This is a genomic window from Nocardioides sp., from assembly GCF_035481145.1.
Taxonomy (GTDB): Bacteria; Actinomycetota; Actinomycetes; order Propionibacteriales; family Nocardioidaceae; genus Nocardioides.
Window position 1 is genome coordinate 12,971 of the sequence record NZ_DATIHB010000090.1, and the last position, 19,456, is coordinate 32,426.

13 protein-coding genes are annotated in these 19,456 nt (G+C 72.4%); 6 read left to right on the forward strand and 7 right to left on the reverse strand.

The genetic code is table 11. The annotated features are described in order from the left end of the window. Nucleotides 1-7: 7 nt before the first annotated feature. The 6 genes from VLF38_RS07795 to VLF38_RS07820 all read right to left on the reverse strand — a co-directional run bounded on the left by VLF38_RS07795 (nt 8) and on the right by VLF38_RS07820 (nt 10,422). Complete coding sequence (locus tag VLF38_RS07795) at nt 8-658, reverse strand: hypothetical protein (RefSeq protein ID WP_325270706.1); 651 nt, start codon at nt 656-658, stop codon at nt 8-10. A 76-nt stretch (nt 659-734) separates the two neighbouring features. Continuing rightward, nucleotides 735-1,148 (reverse strand): hypothetical protein, encoded by a 414-nt coding sequence (locus VLF38_RS07800; RefSeq protein ID WP_325270707.1) that lies wholly within the window; start codon nt 1,146-1,148, stop codon nt 735-737. A 95-nt stretch (nt 1,149-1,243) separates the two neighbouring features. Then, nucleotides 1,244-4,696 carry a fibronectin type III domain-containing protein gene (locus VLF38_RS07805; protein WP_325270708.1) on the reverse strand — a complete coding sequence of 1,151 codons (3,453 nt, stop codon included), beginning with the start codon at nt 4,694-4,696 and terminating at the stop codon, nt 1,244-1,246. Nucleotides 4,697-4,728: 32 nt separating this feature from the next. Then, entirely contained in the window at nt 4,729-8,145 is a 3,417-nt protein-coding gene (locus tag VLF38_RS07810; protein WP_325270709.1) for an error-prone DNA polymerase, read from the reverse strand. A gap of 13 nt (nt 8,146-8,158) precedes the next feature. Further along, nucleotides 8,159-9,802, reverse strand: coding sequence for a DNA polymerase Y family protein (locus tag VLF38_RS07815; RefSeq protein ID WP_325270710.1), 1,644 nt, complete (start codon nt 9,800-9,802; stop codon nt 8,159-8,161). After that, on the reverse strand, nt 9,799-10,422 hold the full coding sequence (locus tag VLF38_RS07820; RefSeq protein ID WP_325270711.1) for a hypothetical protein: 624 nt from the start codon (nt 10,420-10,422) through the stop codon (nt 9,799-9,801). The genes VLF38_RS07815 and VLF38_RS07820 overlap by 4 nt, the downstream gene beginning before the upstream one ends. Nucleotides 10,423-10,534: 112 nt before the next feature. On the opposite strand from VLF38_RS07820, the gene VLF38_RS07825 reads away from it, so the two are divergent. The 6 genes from VLF38_RS07825 (at nt 10,535) to holA (ending at nt 18,810) form a co-directional block, all read left to right on the forward strand. Beyond that, the gene (locus VLF38_RS07825) at nt 10,535-11,122 is read left to right on the forward strand and encodes a TetR/AcrR family transcriptional regulator (protein ID WP_325270712.1); all 588 of its coding nucleotides are present in this window, start codon (nt 10,535-10,537) and stop codon (nt 11,120-11,122) included. Between the two features lie 29 nt (nt 11,123-11,151). Then, the gene (gene leuS, locus VLF38_RS07830; RefSeq protein WP_325270713.1) at nt 11,152-13,578 is read left to right on the forward strand and encodes a leucine--tRNA ligase; all 2,427 of its coding nucleotides are present in this window, start codon (nt 11,152-11,154) and stop codon (nt 13,576-13,578) included. Between the two features lie 21 nt (nt 13,579-13,599). Next, nucleotides 13,600-14,496 (forward strand): DegV family protein, encoded by an 897-nt coding sequence (locus tag VLF38_RS07835; RefSeq protein ID WP_325270714.1) that lies wholly within the window; start codon nt 13,600-13,602, stop codon nt 14,494-14,496. 66 nt (nt 14,497-14,562) lie between these two features. Beyond that, a complete protein-coding gene (locus VLF38_RS07840; RefSeq protein ID WP_325270715.1) occupies nt 14,563-15,471 on the forward strand; it encodes a ComEA family DNA-binding protein in 909 nt (302 codons plus the stop codon). Continuing rightward, on the forward strand, nt 15,471-17,792 hold the full coding sequence (locus VLF38_RS07845) for a ComEC/Rec2 family competence protein (RefSeq protein ID WP_325270716.1): 2,322 nt from the start codon (nt 15,471-15,473) through the stop codon (nt 17,790-17,792). The genes VLF38_RS07840 and VLF38_RS07845 overlap by 1 nt, the downstream gene beginning before the upstream one ends. A 43-nt stretch (nt 17,793-17,835) precedes the next feature. Further along, nucleotides 17,836-18,810, forward strand: coding sequence for a DNA polymerase III subunit delta (gene holA / locus VLF38_RS07850; RefSeq protein ID WP_325270717.1), 975 nt, complete (start codon nt 17,836-17,838; stop codon nt 18,808-18,810). A 332-nt stretch (nt 18,811-19,142) separates the two neighbouring features. Here holA and rpsT read toward each other — a convergent pair whose 3' ends face one another. After that, the gene (rpsT, locus tag VLF38_RS07855) at nt 19,143-19,403 is read right to left on the reverse strand and encodes a 30S ribosomal protein S20 (RefSeq protein WP_107699257.1); all 261 of its coding nucleotides are present in this window, start codon (nt 19,401-19,403) and stop codon (nt 19,143-19,145) included. Nucleotides 19,404-19,456: the final 53 nt, after the last annotated feature.

Sequence of the window (19,456 nt, forward strand, 5' to 3'; positions counted from 1 at the left end):
CATCCGATCAGTGCTCGTGCGTGCTGTGGTCGTGCGTGGCTGAGGGCTTCGGCGTCGGTGTGGAGGAGGTGCCGGTGCTCGGATCGACGGTGACAGTGACTGTCGGGGTCGGCGTACCGCCGTGGTGGTGACCGCCGTGGTCGTGGCCGGCGCTGCCGATGGCGTTGCCGAGAGCGACCATGCCGACGTACGTCAGTGCGGCGACGACCAGGACGCCCGCTCCGAAGAGACTGAATGCGTGCTTCCAGCGACCGTGGTTGTCCTTGGCGATGAACGCGGCGTAGGACATGACCAGGCCGATCGGTGTCATCAGCGCGGAGCGCTCGGGGAACTGGGTGAAGTGCTGGATGCCGCCACCCACGAGGCCCACGCCGAATGAGAGCAGCAGGGAGAAGACGACGAGGAGGCCGGCTTCGAGGAGGTTCGGCCGCTCGTGCGCGAGGACGAGCTCGTTGAAGATCGTGCCCAGGAGGAAGACGAACGCGCCGATCACGCAGATGACGGTGTACTGCGTCGGGTCGATCGGATAGTGCACGACGGCGCCGGCGATCAGGGCGGCGCCCATGAAGTAGAGCATCGCGCCGATGTAGCGCGAGTAGAGGCCGGGGCCGGAGGGGGAGACGGGGTGCTCGGGCTTCTCGAGACGGTGGCTGGACATGGCGGTTCCTTCGGGTCTGGATCTCTGTGTGGGCAGGCGGCAGCGCGCCGTACGACGTACGGGCAGGTGCGGCTGCTCAGCAGCGCTGGATCGACAGACGGGTCAGGCAGGGTGGGTCGGGCGGGCGTCCCGAGTTGAGCATCTGCCAGCGCACCCGGCGCAGGATCACCATCGGACGGCGAGGCACCCGCGACCAGAGCGACGTCAGTACGGCGACGAACAACGCCATGAGCAAGCCGAGCAACAGATCCAGCGCATGGCTGTGGTCCTGCTCGTCGTGCTCGTCCAGGTCCTGCGCGTGCTCGTGCGGACCGTGGCCCACGCCCGCCTGCTGGTGAGTTCCGGTTGCAGTGTGCGGCGCGACGCCGGCGCCCTCCGCATGGGCCAGGCGCTGCGGACCCAGCCAGGCCATCGCGAGCATGCCCAGCAGCGCGGCGCCCGCGAGCACCGCGAGCCACCATGCACGCTGTTGACGAACCTCGGACCGCATGCCCGGACCGTAGCCAGAGCAGGTGAACGAACGAGGGAACGTCGCACGAGGTGGTCCGTGTCGTCGATCACGCCTGCCGAGCTCGGACGTCCGCATCAGCGACGCGGGACCACGCGAACCACGCTGCTCGGCAGGCTGTAGCCGACGGCGTTGCGGGCGCGGACCCGGAACCGATAGGTCGCGCCCGGCCGGAGGTTGCCGACCAGAGCTGACCGGGCCGTCGCGCCCACCGTCGTGACCGTGGCCCAGGTCCCGTCGGACGGGCGGTAGCGCTGGACGACGAAGGAGGTCGGCCGGCCGTACGTCGCCGTCACGGCGCCGGCCGTCCACGAGATCAGCGCCGCCTTGCTGCGCGGTGCGCCACTGATCGAAGCAGGCTTCGGCGGCCGTGCGTTGGGGGTCGCGGCGAGCGGCGCCGACCAGGCGCCCGTGCCCGCGGAGTTGGCCGCGCGCACCGTCACGGCGTACCGGGCACCGTTGGTGAGACCCGTGACCGTCCAGGTGCGGGTGGTGCTCGCCAGCTTCGGGCCGAGCCGCCACTCGCCGGCGGCCGTGAGCCAGGCGACCTCGTAGCCGGTCACCGGTCCGCTCGGTGCGCTCCAGCTGACGGTGATCGCCTGGTTTCCGGGCCGCGCGTTGACCGCGCCCGGCGCACCCGGCTTGGCGACCGCGGTGAGCGTCGTCGTCTCCGTGGTCGTCGTGGCGCCCTCGACCTCGACGGTGGCGACGTAGCGGCCCGCCCGCTCGTAGGTGTGCTGCCACGACCGGCTGCTCACGCCGGCTGGAGTCGACGCCGCCACCGGGCCGGTGGTGGTGCCGTCGCCCCAGTTGATGGTGGTCGTGAGTGTCTGGCTCTTCGGGTTCGAGGCCTCGACGGCGACGGACGTGGTCAGGCCGGCGGGAGCGGCGGCGGTGAGGTCGACCGGGACCGTGGTCGGGTCGACCGTCACGGTGCGCGGGGCGCCCTCGTAGCTGTGGTGGCGCCCGGCGCTGTCAACCCAGTACAGCGTCCAGCGGACCGGGTAGGTGCCCGCCGGGATCGTGCCGACCGGCCAGGTCGTGCGCCAGATGCCGTCTGCCGAGGCATTGTTGAGCGCGGCGCCCCACTCGCAGAGCGTGGCGGCATCGAGGCACACGTGGACCCGCATCGGGCGGTCGGCCCAGGCACTCGCCGGTCGGAACTCGACGGGTGAGGCACCCATCATCGTCTCGCCGGCCGCAGGGCGCAGCAGTGTGCCGGGCGTGCGGGCGTCGAGCACGACGGAGACAGGTGTCGCGGTGGCCGTGTTGCCGGAGCTGTCCGCGACCCGCAGGTGGACGGCGTACGTGCCGCCGGGCAGAAGGCTGCCGTCGTCGCGGGTGCCGTCCCAGAAGACGCCGACGGGCCCGTCCGTGGACTGGGTGACCGGCCACGCGGAGCGCACGACCGTGCCTGCGGCGTCGGTCACCCACGCGGTGCCGGTGACGGGGGAGGCATCGTCGATGCCGAAGCTGAGTCCTGCTCCTTCGTAGCGGTCGGGCGACCGCAGATGGCTGGTGGTCCCGGCAGGGGACGTCACGACGGGTGCCGTGACGTCGGAGACGGTGAAGGCGGCCCGCGCGTGGAAGTAACCCGTGGTGGTGCGGGAGTCGGGGGTGCCGCGCGTGATGTCCGCGCGGGCCTCGTGGCTGCCCTCCGCCAGGTCGCGGCCATCGATCGCGGCGACCCAGGTGCCCGAGGTCGCGTCGTACGTCGTCGGGTACGTCGTGTAGCCGACGACCACCGAGACGGTGCGCACGTCGGCGCCGCTGCGCGGCGTGACGACGGCGCGGAACCAGCCCGGACGCGCCGCGTCCTGTGTGACGGTGAAGCTCGCCGGCGGGGCAGCCTCGACGACGATGGTCGCGTTCGCCGTCGTGGAGTTGCCGGCGGCATCGGTCCAGGTCGTGACGAGCTGGTAGGTGCCGCCCGGTGCGCGCTGGCCTCCGGTGACGTAGCCCTCCCACGTGAGCGTGTCGCCATACGCAGTGTGGACGGTGGCGCCGCTCGCGTCGACGATCCGGAAGCCGTCGTGCGTCGTGTAGGTCTCGTCCTGGACGTCGAAGGTGGTCTCGACGGGTGTGTAGGAGTCGGGGTCCTCGAACCACATCCGCTGCAGGGGCGGGGACGTGACGACGGGCGGCGTCGTGTCGGGTGTGTCGACCACCTGGATCGTGGTCGGCGCGGTCAGGTAGTCGGTGGTCGGGCTGAGCCGTCCCGGCGTGGTGCGGGTGATCCTCGCCTGGACGTACGCCGTGCCGGCCGGAGTCCCGGTGAGGTCGACGGGGGCGCGCCACGTCGAGGTGGCGGCGTTCCAGGTGAAGGCTGTCCCGGGTGTCGGCCGCTCGAGCCGGAGGTCGGTGACGTCCACTCCGCTCGGCACCCGGACGATCGCGGTCCACCGGTTGGTGCCGGCGGGCTCGACGGTGAGCGTGCCCGGCACGGTGGCGTCGGCGGTGACGGGCACCGGCGCGGCGTCGACGGCGTTGCCGGCCCGGTCGACGAAGCGGGCGAGCACCTTGTAGGTGCCGCTGGGGACGAGGGACCCGTCGGCCTTGCGACCCGTCCAGCGGACCTCGTGTCCCGGTCCGGAGAGGAGCATGGTGCCGCTGGCGACCTGGACGCCGGCAGCGTCGACCACGCGCCACGTGGCGGCGGAGAGACCGCCCGGCTCGTCGACCTGGTAGCCGATGTCAGAGACGGTGTAGTTGTCGGGATTGGTGAGGTACTGGCTGTAGCCGGTCTTCGTCTGCCAGGTCACCACGGGAGCGGTGCGGTCGTCGACGGTGACGGGGACGTGGGCGGTGTAGCCGGTGTGCCCGGCGCCAAGCGCGTCCTTCCAGGTGAACTGGGCCCAGGCCTTGCCGGTGTAGTCGCCGCAGTCGGCGGTGTCGATGGTGCCGTGGATCTCGCCCGACGCATCGGGGGTCATCGTCGGAGTCACCGCGCAGGTGGAGGCGGCGTAGTCGACGCCGATGAGGAAGCGGGCGCTGACCAGGCTGACCCCGGGCTTCGAGGCGATCGAGACCGGGAGCGGGCCGCTCACGGTCTGGCCCGCGGCGGCGCCTTGCAGCGGCACCGAGGTCTCGCGGTCGAGCGGCACCTTCAGGATCGCGACAGCGGTGTTGCCGTCGCTGTCGGTCGCGGTCATCCGCAGGTCGTAGTCGCCACTCGGGAGGGTGGAGTTGAGGAGGCCGCCCGCGCGGTAGTCCCAGAAGTAGCTGCCGTAGGCGCCGCCGTTGGTCGAGACGTTCGTGGCGAGCGTGCGGACGACGGTGCCGCTGCCGTTGCGTGCCTGCAGGGTCACGTTGGCCGAGCGGGACAGCTGGTAGCCGGCGTACAGCCCGGCGTTGCCGGGTGAGCGGGGGTCGTCGATGGCGGGATGCTCGACCTGGTCGGGCGTGAGCCACTGGATCGTGACGGGCGGGTCGACGGCCTCGGCCGGAGCGATGCCGGCGAACGCGAGCAGGAACGCAAGCCCGAGGCTCACCGACAGCTGCGTGGAAACCTTCACTTTCCTCTTGGGCACAGGGTGAGCGTAGGTGATGAAGCGGACAGCCGTCACCGGAAGTCGCGCGACTTCGGGCTCGCCCGCACGATCAGCTGCTCACACTTGTCGGCGACGAGGTTCAGCACACCGTCGGACGTGTGCTGCAGGATCCCGCGTACGACGAGGGCGGCCGACGTGCGCGCCACCCGCCGGTAGCGGGCCCAGGCGCCCGGTGAGACCACGACGTTGAGCAGGCCGGTCTCGTCCTCGAGGTTGAGGAAGGTAACCCCGCCGGCGGTGCCCGGGCGCTGGCGATGGGTGACCAGGCCGGCGACCTCGATGCGGCGACCGGACTCCACGGTGGCCACGTCGGAGATCGCCACCACGCCCCGTGCCGCCAGTCCCTCCCGCAGGTGGCGCAGGGGGTGGTCGCCGGGGGAGAGGCCGGTGGTGGCGAGGTCCTGCACGAGCTGCTCGGCCTCGGTCAGCATCGGCAGCAACGGCGGTTGGTAGGAGAGCCCGCCCAGGTCGAGCTGCCCGGGTGCGAGCGCGGAGGCCTCGCGGGAGGTCCAGAGATCCTGGCGGCGGTTTCCCTTCGACATGCCGGAGAAGGCCCCGGCCATCGCCAGTGCCTCGAGCTGAGTGGTGGTCAGGTCGACCCGGCGGGCGAGGTCGGCCTGGTCACGGAAATCGCCGCCGGCAGAGCGCTCCGCCACGATCCGCGAAGCCACCTCCTCCCCGATCTGGGTGACGTCGGCCAGCCCGAGCCGCACGCCCCAGCCGAGGTCCCGGTGGTGCTCGTGCGTGGTGTCGGGCGAGCGCCGGTCGAACTCCTTCGGCACGGGTGGTTGCTCGAACGCCAGGCAGGCATCGCGCCCGCGCGGTCCGGCGTACGACGGGAGGGGCTCGAGGTCGGCGTGCACCCCTGACGCCCCCAGGCAGGGTCCGAGCACCGTGACGCCGTGGCGTCGTGCGTCGGCGGCGAGGGACTGCGGGGAGTAGAAGCCCATCGGCTGCGCGCGCAGCAGCGAGGCGAGGAAGGCAGCGGGATAGTGGAGCTTCATCCACGAGCTCGCGTAGACGAGCACCGAGAACGAGATCGAGTGCGACTCGGCGAAGCCGAAGTTGGCGAAGGCCTGGATCTTCTCGTAGATCTCGCTCGCCTTCTCCTCGGAGAGACCGTTGGCCTGCATGCCTGCGAACAGCCGCGACTTGAGCGACTCGATGCGGACGACGCCGCGCTTGGAGCCCATCGCCCGGCGCAGCAGGTCGGCGTCGGCGTGGTCGCAGCCGCCGACGGCGACGGCCATCTGCATCAGCTGCTCCTGGAAGAGCGGCACACCGAGGGTCCGTGAGAGCACGGGCTCGAGCAGGGGGTGGTCGTACTCCCACGGCTCACCCTGGCGGCGGCGCAGATAGGGGTGGACCGCGCCGCCCTGGATCGGGCCGGGCCGGATCAGCGCCACCTCGATGACCAGGTCGTAGAAGCAGCGCGGCTTGAGCCGGGGGAGCGTGCCCATCTGTGCGCGCGACTCGACCTGGAAGACGCCGATCGAGTCGGCGCGGCAGAGCATGTCGTAGACGCCCTGCTCCTCGCGCGGCAGCGTCTCGATCGTCCACTCCTCCCCGAGGTGCTCGCGCACGAGATCGAAGGAGTACTGCAGTGCCGCGAGCATGCCGAGCCCGAGCAGGTCGAACTTCACCAGCCCCATCCAGGCGCAGTCGTCCTTGTCCCACTGGAGCACCGTGCGCTTCTCCATGCGGGCCGGCTCGATCGGGCAGACCTCGCCGATCGGCCGGTCGGTGAGCACCATGCCGCCGGAGTGGATGCCGAGGTGTCGCGGGAAGGTGAGCACCTCCTGGGCCATCTCGACGACCTGCCGCGGGATGCCGCCTTCGGAGGCGCTCGTGTCGTCGACCGCGACGTGGCCCCACGAGTCGATCGACTTCGACCAGGCGTCCTGCTGGCCGGGGGAGAAGCCGAGCGCCTTGGCCATGTCGCGCACGGCGTTCTTCGGGCGGTAGGTGATCACGTTGGCGACCTGGGCGGCGTTGCGGCGGCCGTACTTCCCGTAGACGTACTGGATCACCTCCTCGCGCCGGTCGGAGTCGAAGTCGACGTCGATGTCGGGCTCCTCGTCGCGCAGGTGCGAGAGGAACCGCTCGAACGGCAGCCCGTAGAAGATCGAGTCGACCGAGGTGATCTCGAGGACGTAGCAGAGCGCCGAGTTGGCCGCGGATCCCCTTCCCTGGCAGAGGATCCCGCGTGAGCGGGCGTACTGGACGATGTCGTGGACGATGAGGAAGTAGCCCGGGAAGTCCTTCATCTCGATGACGGCGAGCTCCTTCTCCAGCCGCTCGCGCACCTCCTTCCCGTACGCCGGGTAGCGCCGCGCCGCGCCTGCCCAGGCGAGCTCGCGCAGCCGCTCCATCGGGGTCTGGCCGCCGGGCAGGTCGAGCTTCGGCAGGCCGGGCTTCGCGGCCCGGAGCGGGAAGGCCAGGTCGTCGGCGATCTCCACCGTGCGCTCGACCGCCCCCGGGTAGCGGCGGAACCGCCGCGCCATCTCGTCGCCGCTGCGCAGGTGCGCCCCGTCACCGCCGGGGAGCCAGCCGTCGAGCTCGTCGAGTGACCTTCGCGCGCGGACCGCGGCCAGGGCGGTGGCGAGCGGATGCCGGGCCGGTGAGGCGTAGTGGGCACCGGTCGTCGCGACCGTCGGCACCCCGAGCCGGGCGGCGATCCGGGCTAGAGCGTCGTTGTGGAGCGAGTCGAGGGGCTGGCCGTGGTCGAGCAGCTCGACGGCTACCCCCTCGGCCCCGAAGAGCTCCCGGAGCCGGGCCAGCTCTCGCTCGGCAGCCATCTCGCCAGCCGTGAGATCGGAGGTGGCGGTGAGCGCGCGGCGTACGGATCCCTTGCGGCAGGCGGTGAGGGCGACCACCTCTCCTGCAGTAGACGAGGTGAGGTCGTGGAGGTCGTAGACCGGCTTCCCCTTCTCGGCCCCCCTCGCGAGGTGCGCGTCGGTGAGCGCACCCGCGAGCCGGTGGTAGCCGGACTGCCCGCGGGCGAGCAGGACGAGGTGCTCGCCGACCGGGTCGGCCACCCCCTGCTGGGGAGCGGGCAGGCCGAGGGAGACCTCGACGCCGTAGACCGTCTTGAGGGAGGGGTAGGCCTCGGCGGCCTCGGCGAAGCGGACCACGCCGTACATCCCGTCGTGGTCGGTGAGGGCGAGCCCGTGCAGGCCGAGGCGGGCCGCCTCGATGACGAGCTCCTCGGGGGAGGAGGCGCCGTCGAGGAAGCTGTAGTGGGAGTGGGCGTGGAGCTCGGCGTAGCGGGTCGTCGACGTGACCTGCTCCACGGAGGGCGCGCGGAACGGCTGCCGCTTGCGCGAGACCGGCGCCTCGTCGCGCCCGTTGGGGGCGGGCTTCGGAGGGCGGCCCGAATGGATCCGCTCCATCTCCTTCCAGGAGATGGGTGGATTGCTGAAGCCCATCAGATCGGGGCCATCAGTCGTAGCGCCCCTCGACCGACCACGGCTCGGGGTCGGCAGGGTCGAACTGCTCGTAGAGCAGCAGCCAGGCCTGGTCGTGGTCGTCGACCAGCTGGACCCGGTCGACACGGCGGCTCTCGGACGGGTCCCACCAGCGCTGCCGGATCGGCCATGGACCGGCCCAGGCGGTGACCCGGCGCGGCCCTGCGCCGGTCGGGTCGAGCGCGCGGGGGTCGAGCCAGGCGGGGTCGGCAGAGAGCTCGCCACGGGCGCCGACCCGGATGAGGGAGCCGGTCGCGTCGAGCAGCCGCACCGGCACCGGCTCGTCGTAGACCAGCGTCGGTGCGAGCCCGGGCAGGCTGCCCGGCCACGGCTGGTCGGCCTTGCGGGCCTGCGGCGTGGGCGCAGCCTCACCCCAGGGACGCAGCTGGGTGCGCTCGGCGAGGAGGCGGCCACCGCCGATGGTCGCGGTCAGCACCCCGTCGTGGCCGAGCCGGCCCTGCAGGCGGGTGGCCGTGTGGTGGATCCGGTCGGCCGGCCCGTCGCGCCAGAGCCCACCTGCATGAGCGGCAGCGTCGTCGAGTGCCAGGGGCGCCACCTCGACGCGCACCACGGCTCCGTGCCGGGTGGTCGGCGAGGCGAGTGCGGTGGAGGCGGCCCCCTGCAGCTGCCACCGGATCCGGTCGAGGACCTCGGCCGAGGTGAAGTGGCGCGGATGAGTCCAGACCTGGTCGCTGTGGGCGCGACCCGCCTGACTGATCGCGTCTTCGTCGGTGAAGACCGAGATGAGGACCTGCGAGCAGACCAGCTGGCGGGCGGTCAGCGTCGCGATGAACTCCTCGGCCATCGTGCGGCAGCCGAACGCCACCTGGTCGACCCGCTCCAGCCCCGGCTCGAAGACGACGTGGCGGGTCAGGTCGGGCGGAGCGGCGGCGGGGCACACAGGGGCGACCTCCCGCCCGCGGGCCAGGTCGTGGGCCTGCATGCCGGGCACGCCGAACCGCGCCCGCACCGAGGCCCCCGGCAGCGCCGCGAAGTCGCCGAGCGTGGTCAGCCCGAGCCGCTTGAGCAGGGTCACGAGTTCAGGACCGGCCCCCGGGAGGTTGGCGAGCACGTCGAGCGGGAGGTCGGCCAGGAAGGTGCGCGAGGTGCCCGGGGGGAGGACCCGCAGCGGCGTGGAGACGGTGGTCGCCTGGGCTGCCAGCTCGGCGGCGTGGATGCCGTCGGCGACGCCGATGCGGACGTCGACCAGCCCGGCGACACCGCGCACCTGGTCGGCCACCGCCCGCGCGGCCGCCTCCTCGCTGCCGTAGTAGCGGGCGGCACCTGCGACGTGGACGGCGACCAGCCCCGGGCGGCGTACGTCGAGGCCGGGGACGACCTCGTCGACGGCGCGAACCACCGGCTCGAAGGCCCGTGCGTCGCGCAACGGGTCGTGGGGGAGAAGCGTGATGCCGGGGCACCGTGCCTGCGCCTCGCGGAGCCGCAGGCCGACCGTCACGCCCTCGGTGTCGGCGGCCGCGGAACGGGCGACCACCCGCCCCTTCTCCATCAGGGCCAGTGCGACATCGGGGTCGAGGCCGTGCTCGGTGCGCGTGGCCAGCAGCGACCAGTCGGGGCACCACAGGGCGAGCGCACGTCTGGTCCCGGGATGCTTCATGAGACCTCCAGGTGGTGACGGGTGCGGCGGCCGGTGCGCTGCTGCACCTCGACCGCGAGCCGGCGCTGCAGCAGGCAGCCGTGCCCCTCGCCCAGCCCGCGCCAGCCGGCGGAGGAGGCGTGGAGGGTCGCCTGGACCCCCGGCCAGGTCGCCGGGGGCTGCTCGGTGAGCAGCAGCGTGCAGCCCCGCTCCCGCAGCCGGGCGGTCAGCCGGGAGGCCTCCGAGGGCGGCAGCCGGACCGGGCGGGCCAGCACCACCGGCACGATCTCGGCGAGCGCGGCGACGACGGTCGCCCACTGCTCACCCGGCGCCGGGACGAAGAGGGTGCGCTCCAGGCCGAGGCCCATCCGCGACGCGACCTCGAGCCCGAGGCCGGGCAGTCCGACCACCGCGCTCCACGCACCCTGCGAGCAGGCCTCGGCGAGCAGCACCAGGGCCAGGGTCAGCGACCCCGTCGCGGCGTACGTCGCCCCCGCCCGCAGGCCGGTCGGGAAGGCGGACCGCAGGGACTCGGGCACCCCGAAACCCGCCACGTCGCCGGGGGAGCCGGGCGCCTCGAGGCGCTGGATCCGGGCACGCAGCGCCGCCAGGTCGGGGGCGAGATCGAGGGCTGCGGTCACCCCTCCATGTTCGAACAGATGTTCGAACATGTCAATCGGACCGTTTCCCCACGGAGAGTCCGGCCGGGCCTCTAGATTTGTCCGGATCCAGGGTGCCAGAAGGGGGTTCGCGGTGGGCGCTGCACGTACGGCCGATCGCCGCGCCGAGCTGGCGCAGGCGGCCCTCGACGTGCTCACCGAGAGTGGCTACGCCCGCACCGGCCTGCGCGACATCGCGCAGCGCTCGTCGTACTCCCATGGTGTCCTGCACTACTACTTCAAGGACAAGTCGGCCCTCATCCTCGAGGCGATCCGGCTCTTCAAGACCACGTGTGTCGACCGTTACGACGACGCGCTCGCGGGGGTCACGACGCCGGACGGCGTGCTCGCCGCGCTCGGCGAGCGGCTCACCCACTCGGTCGAGGTCGACGGCCAGGCCCACCGGCTCTGGTACGACGTCCGCACCCAGGGCTGGCTCGGTGCGGTCGACGGCGCCGAGCTGGCCGCGATCGACGCGCTGCTCGAGGCGATGGTGCTCCGCTTCCTCGACGCCTACGCCCGGCTCGCCGGCGTACGGCTCCAGGTCGAGGGGACCACGGCGTACGCCCTGGTCGACGGGCTCTTCCAGCGCGCCCTGCAGGACCACTTCCAGGGCGACCCGTATGCCGCCCGCACGCTGCTGGTGCGCCTGCGTGAGGCGCTGCCGCTGCTGGTCTCCTGACCAGTCGTCCTCCGGTAAGATCGCCGGTCGTGTCGACACCTGAGCAGAGCCCCGAGCACCCGACCTCGACGTACGACGTGGAGGCCACGCAGGCGAAGTGGCTCGCGCGCTGGGACGGGCTCGACCTCTTCCGGGCCGACGACGCTGCCGCGCTCGCCGGGGAGAGGCCGACGTACTACGCGCTGACGATGTTCCCCTACCCCTCGGGCGACCTGCACATGGGCCACGCCGAGGTGATGGCGCTGCACGACGTCGTCGCGCGCTACAAGAAGTTCCGCGGCTTCGAGGTGCTCAACCCGATGGGCTGGGACTCCTTCGGCCTGCCCGCCGAGAACGCCGCCATCAAGCGCGACGAGCACCCCTCGACGTACACCTACGCCAACATCGAGACGCAGTACGAGTCGTTCAAGAAGTACGGCCTGGCGTTCGACTGGTCGCGCCGCCTCCACACCTCCGACCCGGAGTACTACAAGTGGACGCAGTGGCTCTTCCTCAAGCTCCGTGAGCAGGGCCTGGCCTACCGCAAGAACTCCCCGGTCAACTGGTGCCCCAACGACCAGACCGTGCTCGCCAACGAGCAGGTCCTGGGCGACGGCACCTGCGAGCGCTGCGGCGCCGAGGTGACCAAGAAGGAGCTCACGCAGTGGTACTTCAAGACCACGCACTACGCGCAGGAGCTCCTCGACTGCCTCGACGACCTGCAGGAGAACTGGATCGCCAAGGTCGCCAACGCCCAGCGCAACTGGATCGGCCGCTCCGAGGGTGCGCACGTCTCATTCGACGTCGATGGCCACGAGCCGATCAAGGTCTTCACCACCCGTCCTGACACGCTGCCCGGTGCGACCTTCATGGTCGTCGCGGCCGATGCGAAGCTCGCGGCCTCGCTGGTCTCGGACGAGCAGAAGCCTGCCCTCGAGGCCTACCTCGACGAGGTCAAGAAGGCCTCCGACATCGACCGCCTGGCGACCGACCGCCCGAAGACCGGCGTGGACCTGGGCGTCACCGCGACCAACCCGCTGACCGGCGAGCAGATCCCGGTCTGGGCCTCCGACTACGTGCTGGCCGACTACGGCACCGGCGCGATCATGGCGGTGCCCGCGCACGACGAGCGCGACCGCGAGTTCGCCGAGAAGTTCGGCCTCCCGATCGTCGCTGTGTACGACGAGGACACGGCGTACGACAAGGCTGCCGAGATCTCCGCGGCGATCGCGAAGATCGAGGCGAGCGGCCACGGCGAGGGCACGATCAACTACCGCCTGCGCGACTGGCTGCTGTCGCGCCAGCGCTACTGGGGTGCACCCATCCCGATCATCCACTGCCCGGTCGACGGCGAGGTCGCCGTCCCCGAGGACCAGTTGCCGGTCCGCCTGCCCGAGCTCAAGGGTGCCGACCTGAAGCCGAAGGGCACCTCGCCCCTCGGCTCCGCGACGGAGTGGGTCGACGTCACCTGCCCGACGTGTGGCGGCCCTGCACAGCGCGACACCGACACGATGGACACCTTCGTCGACTCGTCGTGGTACTTCTTCCGCTACCTCTCGCCCAACGACGACACGCAGGCCTTCGACCCGGCGCTCGCCGAGGCGTGGGGCCCGGTCGACTTCTACCTCGGTGGCGACGAGCACGCGGTGCTGCACCTGCTCTACTCGCGGTTCTTCACCAAGGCGCTGCGTGACATGGGCCTGATCACCTGGGACGAGCCGTTCTCGTCGTACCTCTCGCAGGGCAAGGTGATCAACAACGGCAAGAAGATGTCGAAGTCGCTCGGCAACGGCGTCAACCTCGGCGAGCAGATCGAGAAGTTCGGTGTCGACGCCGTGCGCCTGACGCTGGTCTTCGCCTCCCCGCCCGAGGACAACATCGACTGGGCCGACGTCTCGCCCGAGGCATCGCTCAAGTTCCTCAAGCGCGCCTGGCGCCTCGCCGGTGACGTGACGTCCGCGCCGGGTGTCGATCCGGCGACCGGTGACGTCGCGCTGCGCCGAGTGACCCACAAGACGGTCCACGAGTGCACCGACCTGCTCGAGCGCCACCGCTTCAACGTCGTCGTCGCGCGCACGATGGAGCTCGTCAACGCCACCCGCAAGGCGATCGACTCGGGCTGTGGCCCGGCCGATGCTGCCGTGCGTGAGGCGGTCGAGACCGTCGCGATCCTGCTCTCCCTCGTCACGCCGTACGCCGCGGAGGAGATGTGGGAGCTGCTCGGCCACGGGCCGTCCGTCGCGCAGGCTGACTGGCCGACCGTGGACGAGGCGCTGCTCGTCGACGACACGGTGACCGCCGTGGTGCAGATCCAGGGCAAGGTCCGTGGCCGCCTGGAGGTCGCTCCGTCGATCTCCGAGGCCGACCTCGAGGCTGCTGCGCTGGCTGACCCCAACGTCCAGCGGGCGCTGGAGGGCAGAGAAGTCCGCAAGGTGATCGTCCGCGCGCCCAAGCTCGTCAACATCGTCGCTGGCTGATCCGGGCGCTATCTTCAAGGGATGGCAGGCACGAAGGAGCGGCGGATCGCGCTCGTCACGGACTCGACGGCGTCGCTGACGGCCGCGTGCGTGGCTGAGCTCGGCGTCACCGTCGTGCCGGTCCAGGTGATCATCGGTGCGACCGTCTACGACGACGAGGTCGCGACCCCCGAGATGGTCGCCACCGCGCTGAAGGAGTGGACGCCGGTCTCGACCTCGCGGCCCAACCCCTCGACGTTCCTCGAGGCCTACGAGAAGGCGGCAGCCGACGGCGCGACCGAGGTCCTCTCGATCCATCTGTCCGGTGAGCTGAGCGGCACCGCCGAGTCCGCGCGGCTCGCGGCCCGCGAGGCCGGTGACAAGGGGATCAAGGTGACCGTCGTCGACAGCCGGCAGGCGGCCTTCGCCCTCGGCTACGCCGTCCGCGCCGCGGCTGCCGTGATCGGCTCCGGTGGGTCCGTGCGCAAGGCGGTCAAGGCCGCCCGGAGCGTCAGTGACGGCTCGCACACGATCTTCTACGTCGACACGCTCGAGTACCTCCGCCGCGGCGGTCGCGTGACGACGGTGGCCGCGCTGCTCGGTGGCGCACTCGCGGTGAAGCCGTTGCTCCACGTCCACGAGGGCCGGATCGAGACGCTCGAGAAGGTCCGCACCGCCGGCAAGGCCCTGGCCCGGGTCGAGGAGCTCACCGTCGCCCACGCGGCCGCGTTGGCGGATTCGCTCGGTGACGACGTTCGCGTGCAGGTGACCATCGGGCACCTCGCCAGCCCGGACCGCGCCGCGGTCCTCGCGGAGAAGATCGGTCACCGCCTCGAGCAGCAGCTCGCCGGTGACGTGCAGGTCGGCGAGATCGGCGCCGTGCTCGGCGCGCACGTCGGCCCCGGCATGATCGCCGCGGTCATCGCTCCGGCGCTCTGAGGGCTTGTCCACAGGGCTGCCGTACGCCGGTTGGCGGCGGCCGTCGCGCTGCCTAGCGTCGTCGCCATGGGATCTCGGGAGTCGTACGACGAGGCGCTGGCGCGGCGCCTCGCGCTGCTGCGCGCGGAGCTGACGGGGGAGCGCGCTGCGGCCGAGGCCGCCCGGGCGCGCGAGGAGAAGGCGGCCTCGCACCTCGGGGCGGAGGTGGCCGCAGGGGCGGATGCCGGGATCGATGGGGGCGTCACCGCGATCCGGGCTCCCGGGCGACACGCGTCGAGGAGGTTCGCCGCGGGCGGAGTGGGTGGTGTGGGTGCTCGGGTGACCTCCCGGGTGCCCGCGGCGCTGCTGGCGCCGGGCCCCATCGCCGTCGTCGCGGTCCTGCTGGCCGTGGGCATCGGTGTCGTCGCCTGGCTGACGCTGCGCAGCCAGCCGCAGGAGCTCCCGATGGCGGTCCCGGTCGCCGGCGACCTGGCGTCGCCCATCGCGGTGCCGGGCGTCTCCACGGGCGCTGCGCGCACCACCAACGCGGTGGCCACTGAGGTCGTCGTCCACGTGGCGGGGAAGGTGCGGCGTCCGGGCATCGTGGTCCTCTCTCCGGGAGCGCGGGTCGCCGACGCGCTCAGGGCAGCCGGCGGCGCCCGGCCTGGCATCGAGCTCGCGGGCGTCAACCTCGCGCGCGTGCTCGCAGACGGCGAGCAGGTGGTCGTCGGTGCACCTGTCACAGCGGCGGGGACGGGCACGACGGGCATGGCCGGCGCGACCGGTGCGGGCGGTGACGCTGCCGGCAAGGTCAACCTCAACACCGCCTCCGAGGCCCAGCTGGAGGAGCTGCCCGGCGTCGGTCCGGTGACGGCCGCGGCGATCGTCGCCTTCCGCCAGGAGCAGGGGCCCTTCGTCAGCGTCGACCAGCTGCTTGACGTCAGCGGCATCGGTGAGGCGACGCTTGCCGAGATCGCACCCCACGCCACCGTCTGATGTCGCCCGGCCGTGACCTGCCCGGCCGTGACCTGCCCGGCCGCGACCTGCGTGGTCCGGCGCTCGGCGCCGCGGCGTGGTGCGGGGCCTTGCTGGTCCTCGCGGTGCCGGTGATGGGAGCGGTGGCCTTCGTCGGCACGGCCCTGGTGGCAGGTGGATGGCTCGCATGGCGCACACCCACGCTTCGGACGACCCTCCTGGCCTGGGTCCTCGTCGCGTGCGCCACGGCCGGCAGCGCGGCGCTGCACACCGAGCATTCCGCGGCGGGGCCGGTGCCCGCTCTGGCGGAGCGCCGGGCGGCGGTCGAGGTGCTCCTCGTCGTCACCTCCGACCCGGTGCCGCTGGTGCAGCGCTTCGGCGGTGGGGTGCGGTTCGAGGCGACCCTCCGCGAGGTGCGGAGGAGTGGCGGTGGCGCGCGGCTGCGCGCTGCGGTCCTCGTCGTCGCCGACGAGTCGTGGGCAGAGGTCGACCTCGGGTCCCGGGTACGCACCGCGGGGCGGCTCCGGCCGGCTGACGACCCGGCGAAGGCCGCCGTCCTCCTCCCGGGCGGGAGCCCCCGCCAGGTGGCCGGCCCGGGCGCCGTCTGGCAGGCGGCCGCTGCGCTGCGCGCCGGCGTACGGGAGGCGGTCGCGGGACGTGGGGCGCCGCAGCGCGACCTGGTCCCCGCCCTCGTCGACGGGGACGACGTGGGCCTGCCCGCGCAGGTGAAGGCGGAGTTCGCGACCGCGGGGCTGACCCACCTGACGGCCGTCAGTGGCACCAACCTGACGCTCGTGGTGGGGTTCCTCCTCCTGGTCGGTCGCACACTCGGCGTACGCGGCCGCTGGCAGGTCGTCCTCGCGGTAGCCGGCATCGTCGGCTTCGTGCTGGTGGCGCGCACCGAGCCGAGCGTGGTGCGGGCGGCGGCGATGGGGTCGGTCGCGCTGCTCGGCTTCGGCAGCGGGGGTCGTGACCGGGGCCCACGTGCCCTGGGTCTTGCCGTGCTGGCGCTGCTCCTCGTCCAGCCGTGGCTGGCGTTGCAGGCCGGGTTCGCGCTCTCGGTGCTGGCGACCGCGGGCATCCTGCTGATCGCGCCGTCGTGGACCCGTGCGCTCGCTCGCTGGATGCCGGAGTGGCTCGCCGCAGCCCTGGCAGTCCCGGCGGCCGCGCAGCTCACCTGTACGCCGGTGGTCGCGGCGATCTCGGGCCAGGTGAGCCTGGTCGCGGTCGTCGCCAACCTGCTGGCCGAGCCCTTCGTCGCACCGGCGACGGTCGCCGGGCTCCTGGGTGGCGTGCTGGAGCTGGTCTGGCACCCGCTCGGGGCCGCCTGCGGCTGGGTGGCTGCGGGTTGTGCGGCCGCGATCATCGAGGTGGCGCACGTGACAGCGGGCCTCGCCACGCCGGCGCTCGACTGGGGCGCGGGCCCGGTGGCCCTGACATTGCTGACGCTGCTCTGCGTCGTCGGCGGGCTCCTCACCGGCCCGCTCCTGGCGCGGCGGGGGCCGACGCTCGCCTTCTCCGCAGCGCTCGTCGCGGTCATGCTCGTGCCGCAGCCGACTCCGGGCTGGCCGCCTGACGGCTGGGTGATGGCGATGTGCGACGTCGGGCAGGGTGACGCCTTGCTGCTCGCTTCGGGCGATGGCTCCGCCGTCGTGGTCGACGCCGGGCCAGACCCGGCGCTCATCGACGGCTGCCTCGACCGCCTCGGCGTACGCCGCGTGCCGCTCGTCGTCCTCACCCACTTCCACGCCGACCACGTCGACGGCCTCCCCGGGGTGTACGCCGGCCGGCAGGTCGGGGCGGTCGAGGTCACCGGCCTCGGCGACCCACCCGAGCGCGTCGAGGTGGTGCAACGCCTCGCTGCGGGGCGGGCGCGCGTCCCGGCGTACCGGGAGACCCGGCGGGTCGGGGAGGTGACGCTGCAGGTGCTCGGTCCGGTGCCCGGCGTGGTGCAGCGCGGCTCCGCGGCCGACGGCGGGAGTGGTCCCAACAACGCGTCGGTGGTGATGGTCGCGGAGGTTCACGGCGTGCGGATCCTGCTCTCCGGCGACGTGGAGCCGGAGGCGCAGCGGGTCCTCGAGCGGACGCTGCCCGGGCTCCGGGTCGACGTGCTCAAGGTGCCGCACCACGGCAGCAGACACCAAGAGACCGACTGGCTGACCTCGCTCGGTGCCCGGCTCGCCCTGGTCTCGGTCGGAGCCGGCAACGGCTACGGCCATCCGGCCCCGGAGCTGGTCACGGCGCTCGCGGCTGCAGGCATGGACGTGCGGCGCACCGACCTCGACGGCGACGTCCTCGTCGTGGCCCGGCCCGGAGGGGGCATCGCGGTCGCGACCCACTGAGACCCCCGCCGTCGTTGTCGGTGGCACGCCCTAGGGTGAAGCCATGTCCGGACCGCAGGTGCTGGGCCGCGTCACCCTCGTGACCGGTTCCGAGGAGTTCCTCAACGAGCGCACCGTGCAGACGGCGAAGCAGGCCGTGCGGAGCTTCGACGCGGAGGCGGAGTTCTCCGAGGCCCGCGGAGGCGACCTGACGCTGGCGACCCTCGGCGAGCTGGCCGCCCCGTCCCTCTTCTCCACCACGCGGTGCATCGTGGTCCGCCAGTTCGAGGACCTTCCCGAGGAGTCGGTGGCCGGGCTCCTCGACTACTGCGCCAGTCCGGTCGAGGAGATCGCGCTCGTCCTGGTCCACTCCGGCGGGCAGAAGGGCTCCGGTGTGCTCGCCAAGCTGCGCAAGATCGCAAGCGTGACCGAGGTGAAGTCCGCTGCGCTCAAGCCGTCCGAGTTCATCGGTTTCGCGGTCTCCGAGGCGCGCGTCTCGGGTGCCCGGATGGACTCCGAGGCCGCCGGCTTCCTGGTCACCGCCGTCGGCCAGGACCTCCGCTCGCTCTCCGCCGCGGCGCACCAGCTCGCCAACGACTTCCCGGGCGAGCCACTCACGATCGAGAAGGTGAAGCGCTACTTCGGTGGCCGCGCCGAGGCCAAGTCGTTCGCGGTGGCCGACGCCGCCTTCTTCGGCCGCCGCGCCGCTGCGCTCGAGGAGCTCCGCTGGGCCCTCGACGGCGGCACCCCGCCGGTCCTGGTCACCTCCGCCTTCGCCGGCAGCGTGCGCGGCCTGGCCAAGTTCGTCGGCGCCCCGCGCGGCATGCGCGACAACGACCTTGCCCGTGAGGTCGGGGTGCCCCCGTGGAAGCTCCGCACGATCCGTGACCAGGCCCGCTCCTGGTCCCCGGACGGGCTCGCCGCCGCCATCCGCGCCGTCGCCCAGGCCGACGCCGACATCAAGGGTGCGGCCCACGACGCGGCGTACACGCTGGAGCGGCTGGTGCTGACCGTGGCTGCGCTCCGCGACCCGCGCTGACGCTGCGCCTTGGGGGGCCTCCGGGCCTGCGCCGGGAGCTCTCCCTCCCTACGGTTGCTTCGGCCGCGACGCGCTGCGTGGTCACCCTTCGAGGGCGGGGCCGAAGCAACCACGCTCGGAGAGCTCCCGGCTCCGGCCCGCACGCCGCGCAGCGGGCCGAACAGCGTGAAGACTTTTCGCCAGCATGTGACGAGAAGTCTTCAGCGTCATGGGGGAAGCCAGTCGGCAGGGCTCCCGGAGCAGGCCGGAGCCCTGCCGCCCCGCCACGCACCCGGAAATGCAGAACGCCGCCGCCCCGAAGGGCAGCGGCGTTCGTGCTGGCGCAGCGGGGCTCAGAGCTGAGCGGCCTGCTTGGCGATGGAGGACTTGCGGTTCGCAGCCTGGTTCTTGTGGATGACGCCCTTGGAGGCGGCCTTGTCGAGCTTCTTCAGCGCGGTCTTGGCGGCGTCGAGAGCGACGTCCTTGTTGCCGGCCTCGGCGGCCTCGCGGAACTTGCGGATCGCGGACTTGAGGCCGGTCTTGACGGCCTTGTTGCGCTCGCGAGCGACCTCGTTCTGCTTGTTGCGCTTGATCTGCGACTTGATGTTCGCCATGAATCTGTCCTTCGAAAGACTGAGAAAACGGGTGTTTGGTACGGCGCTCGATC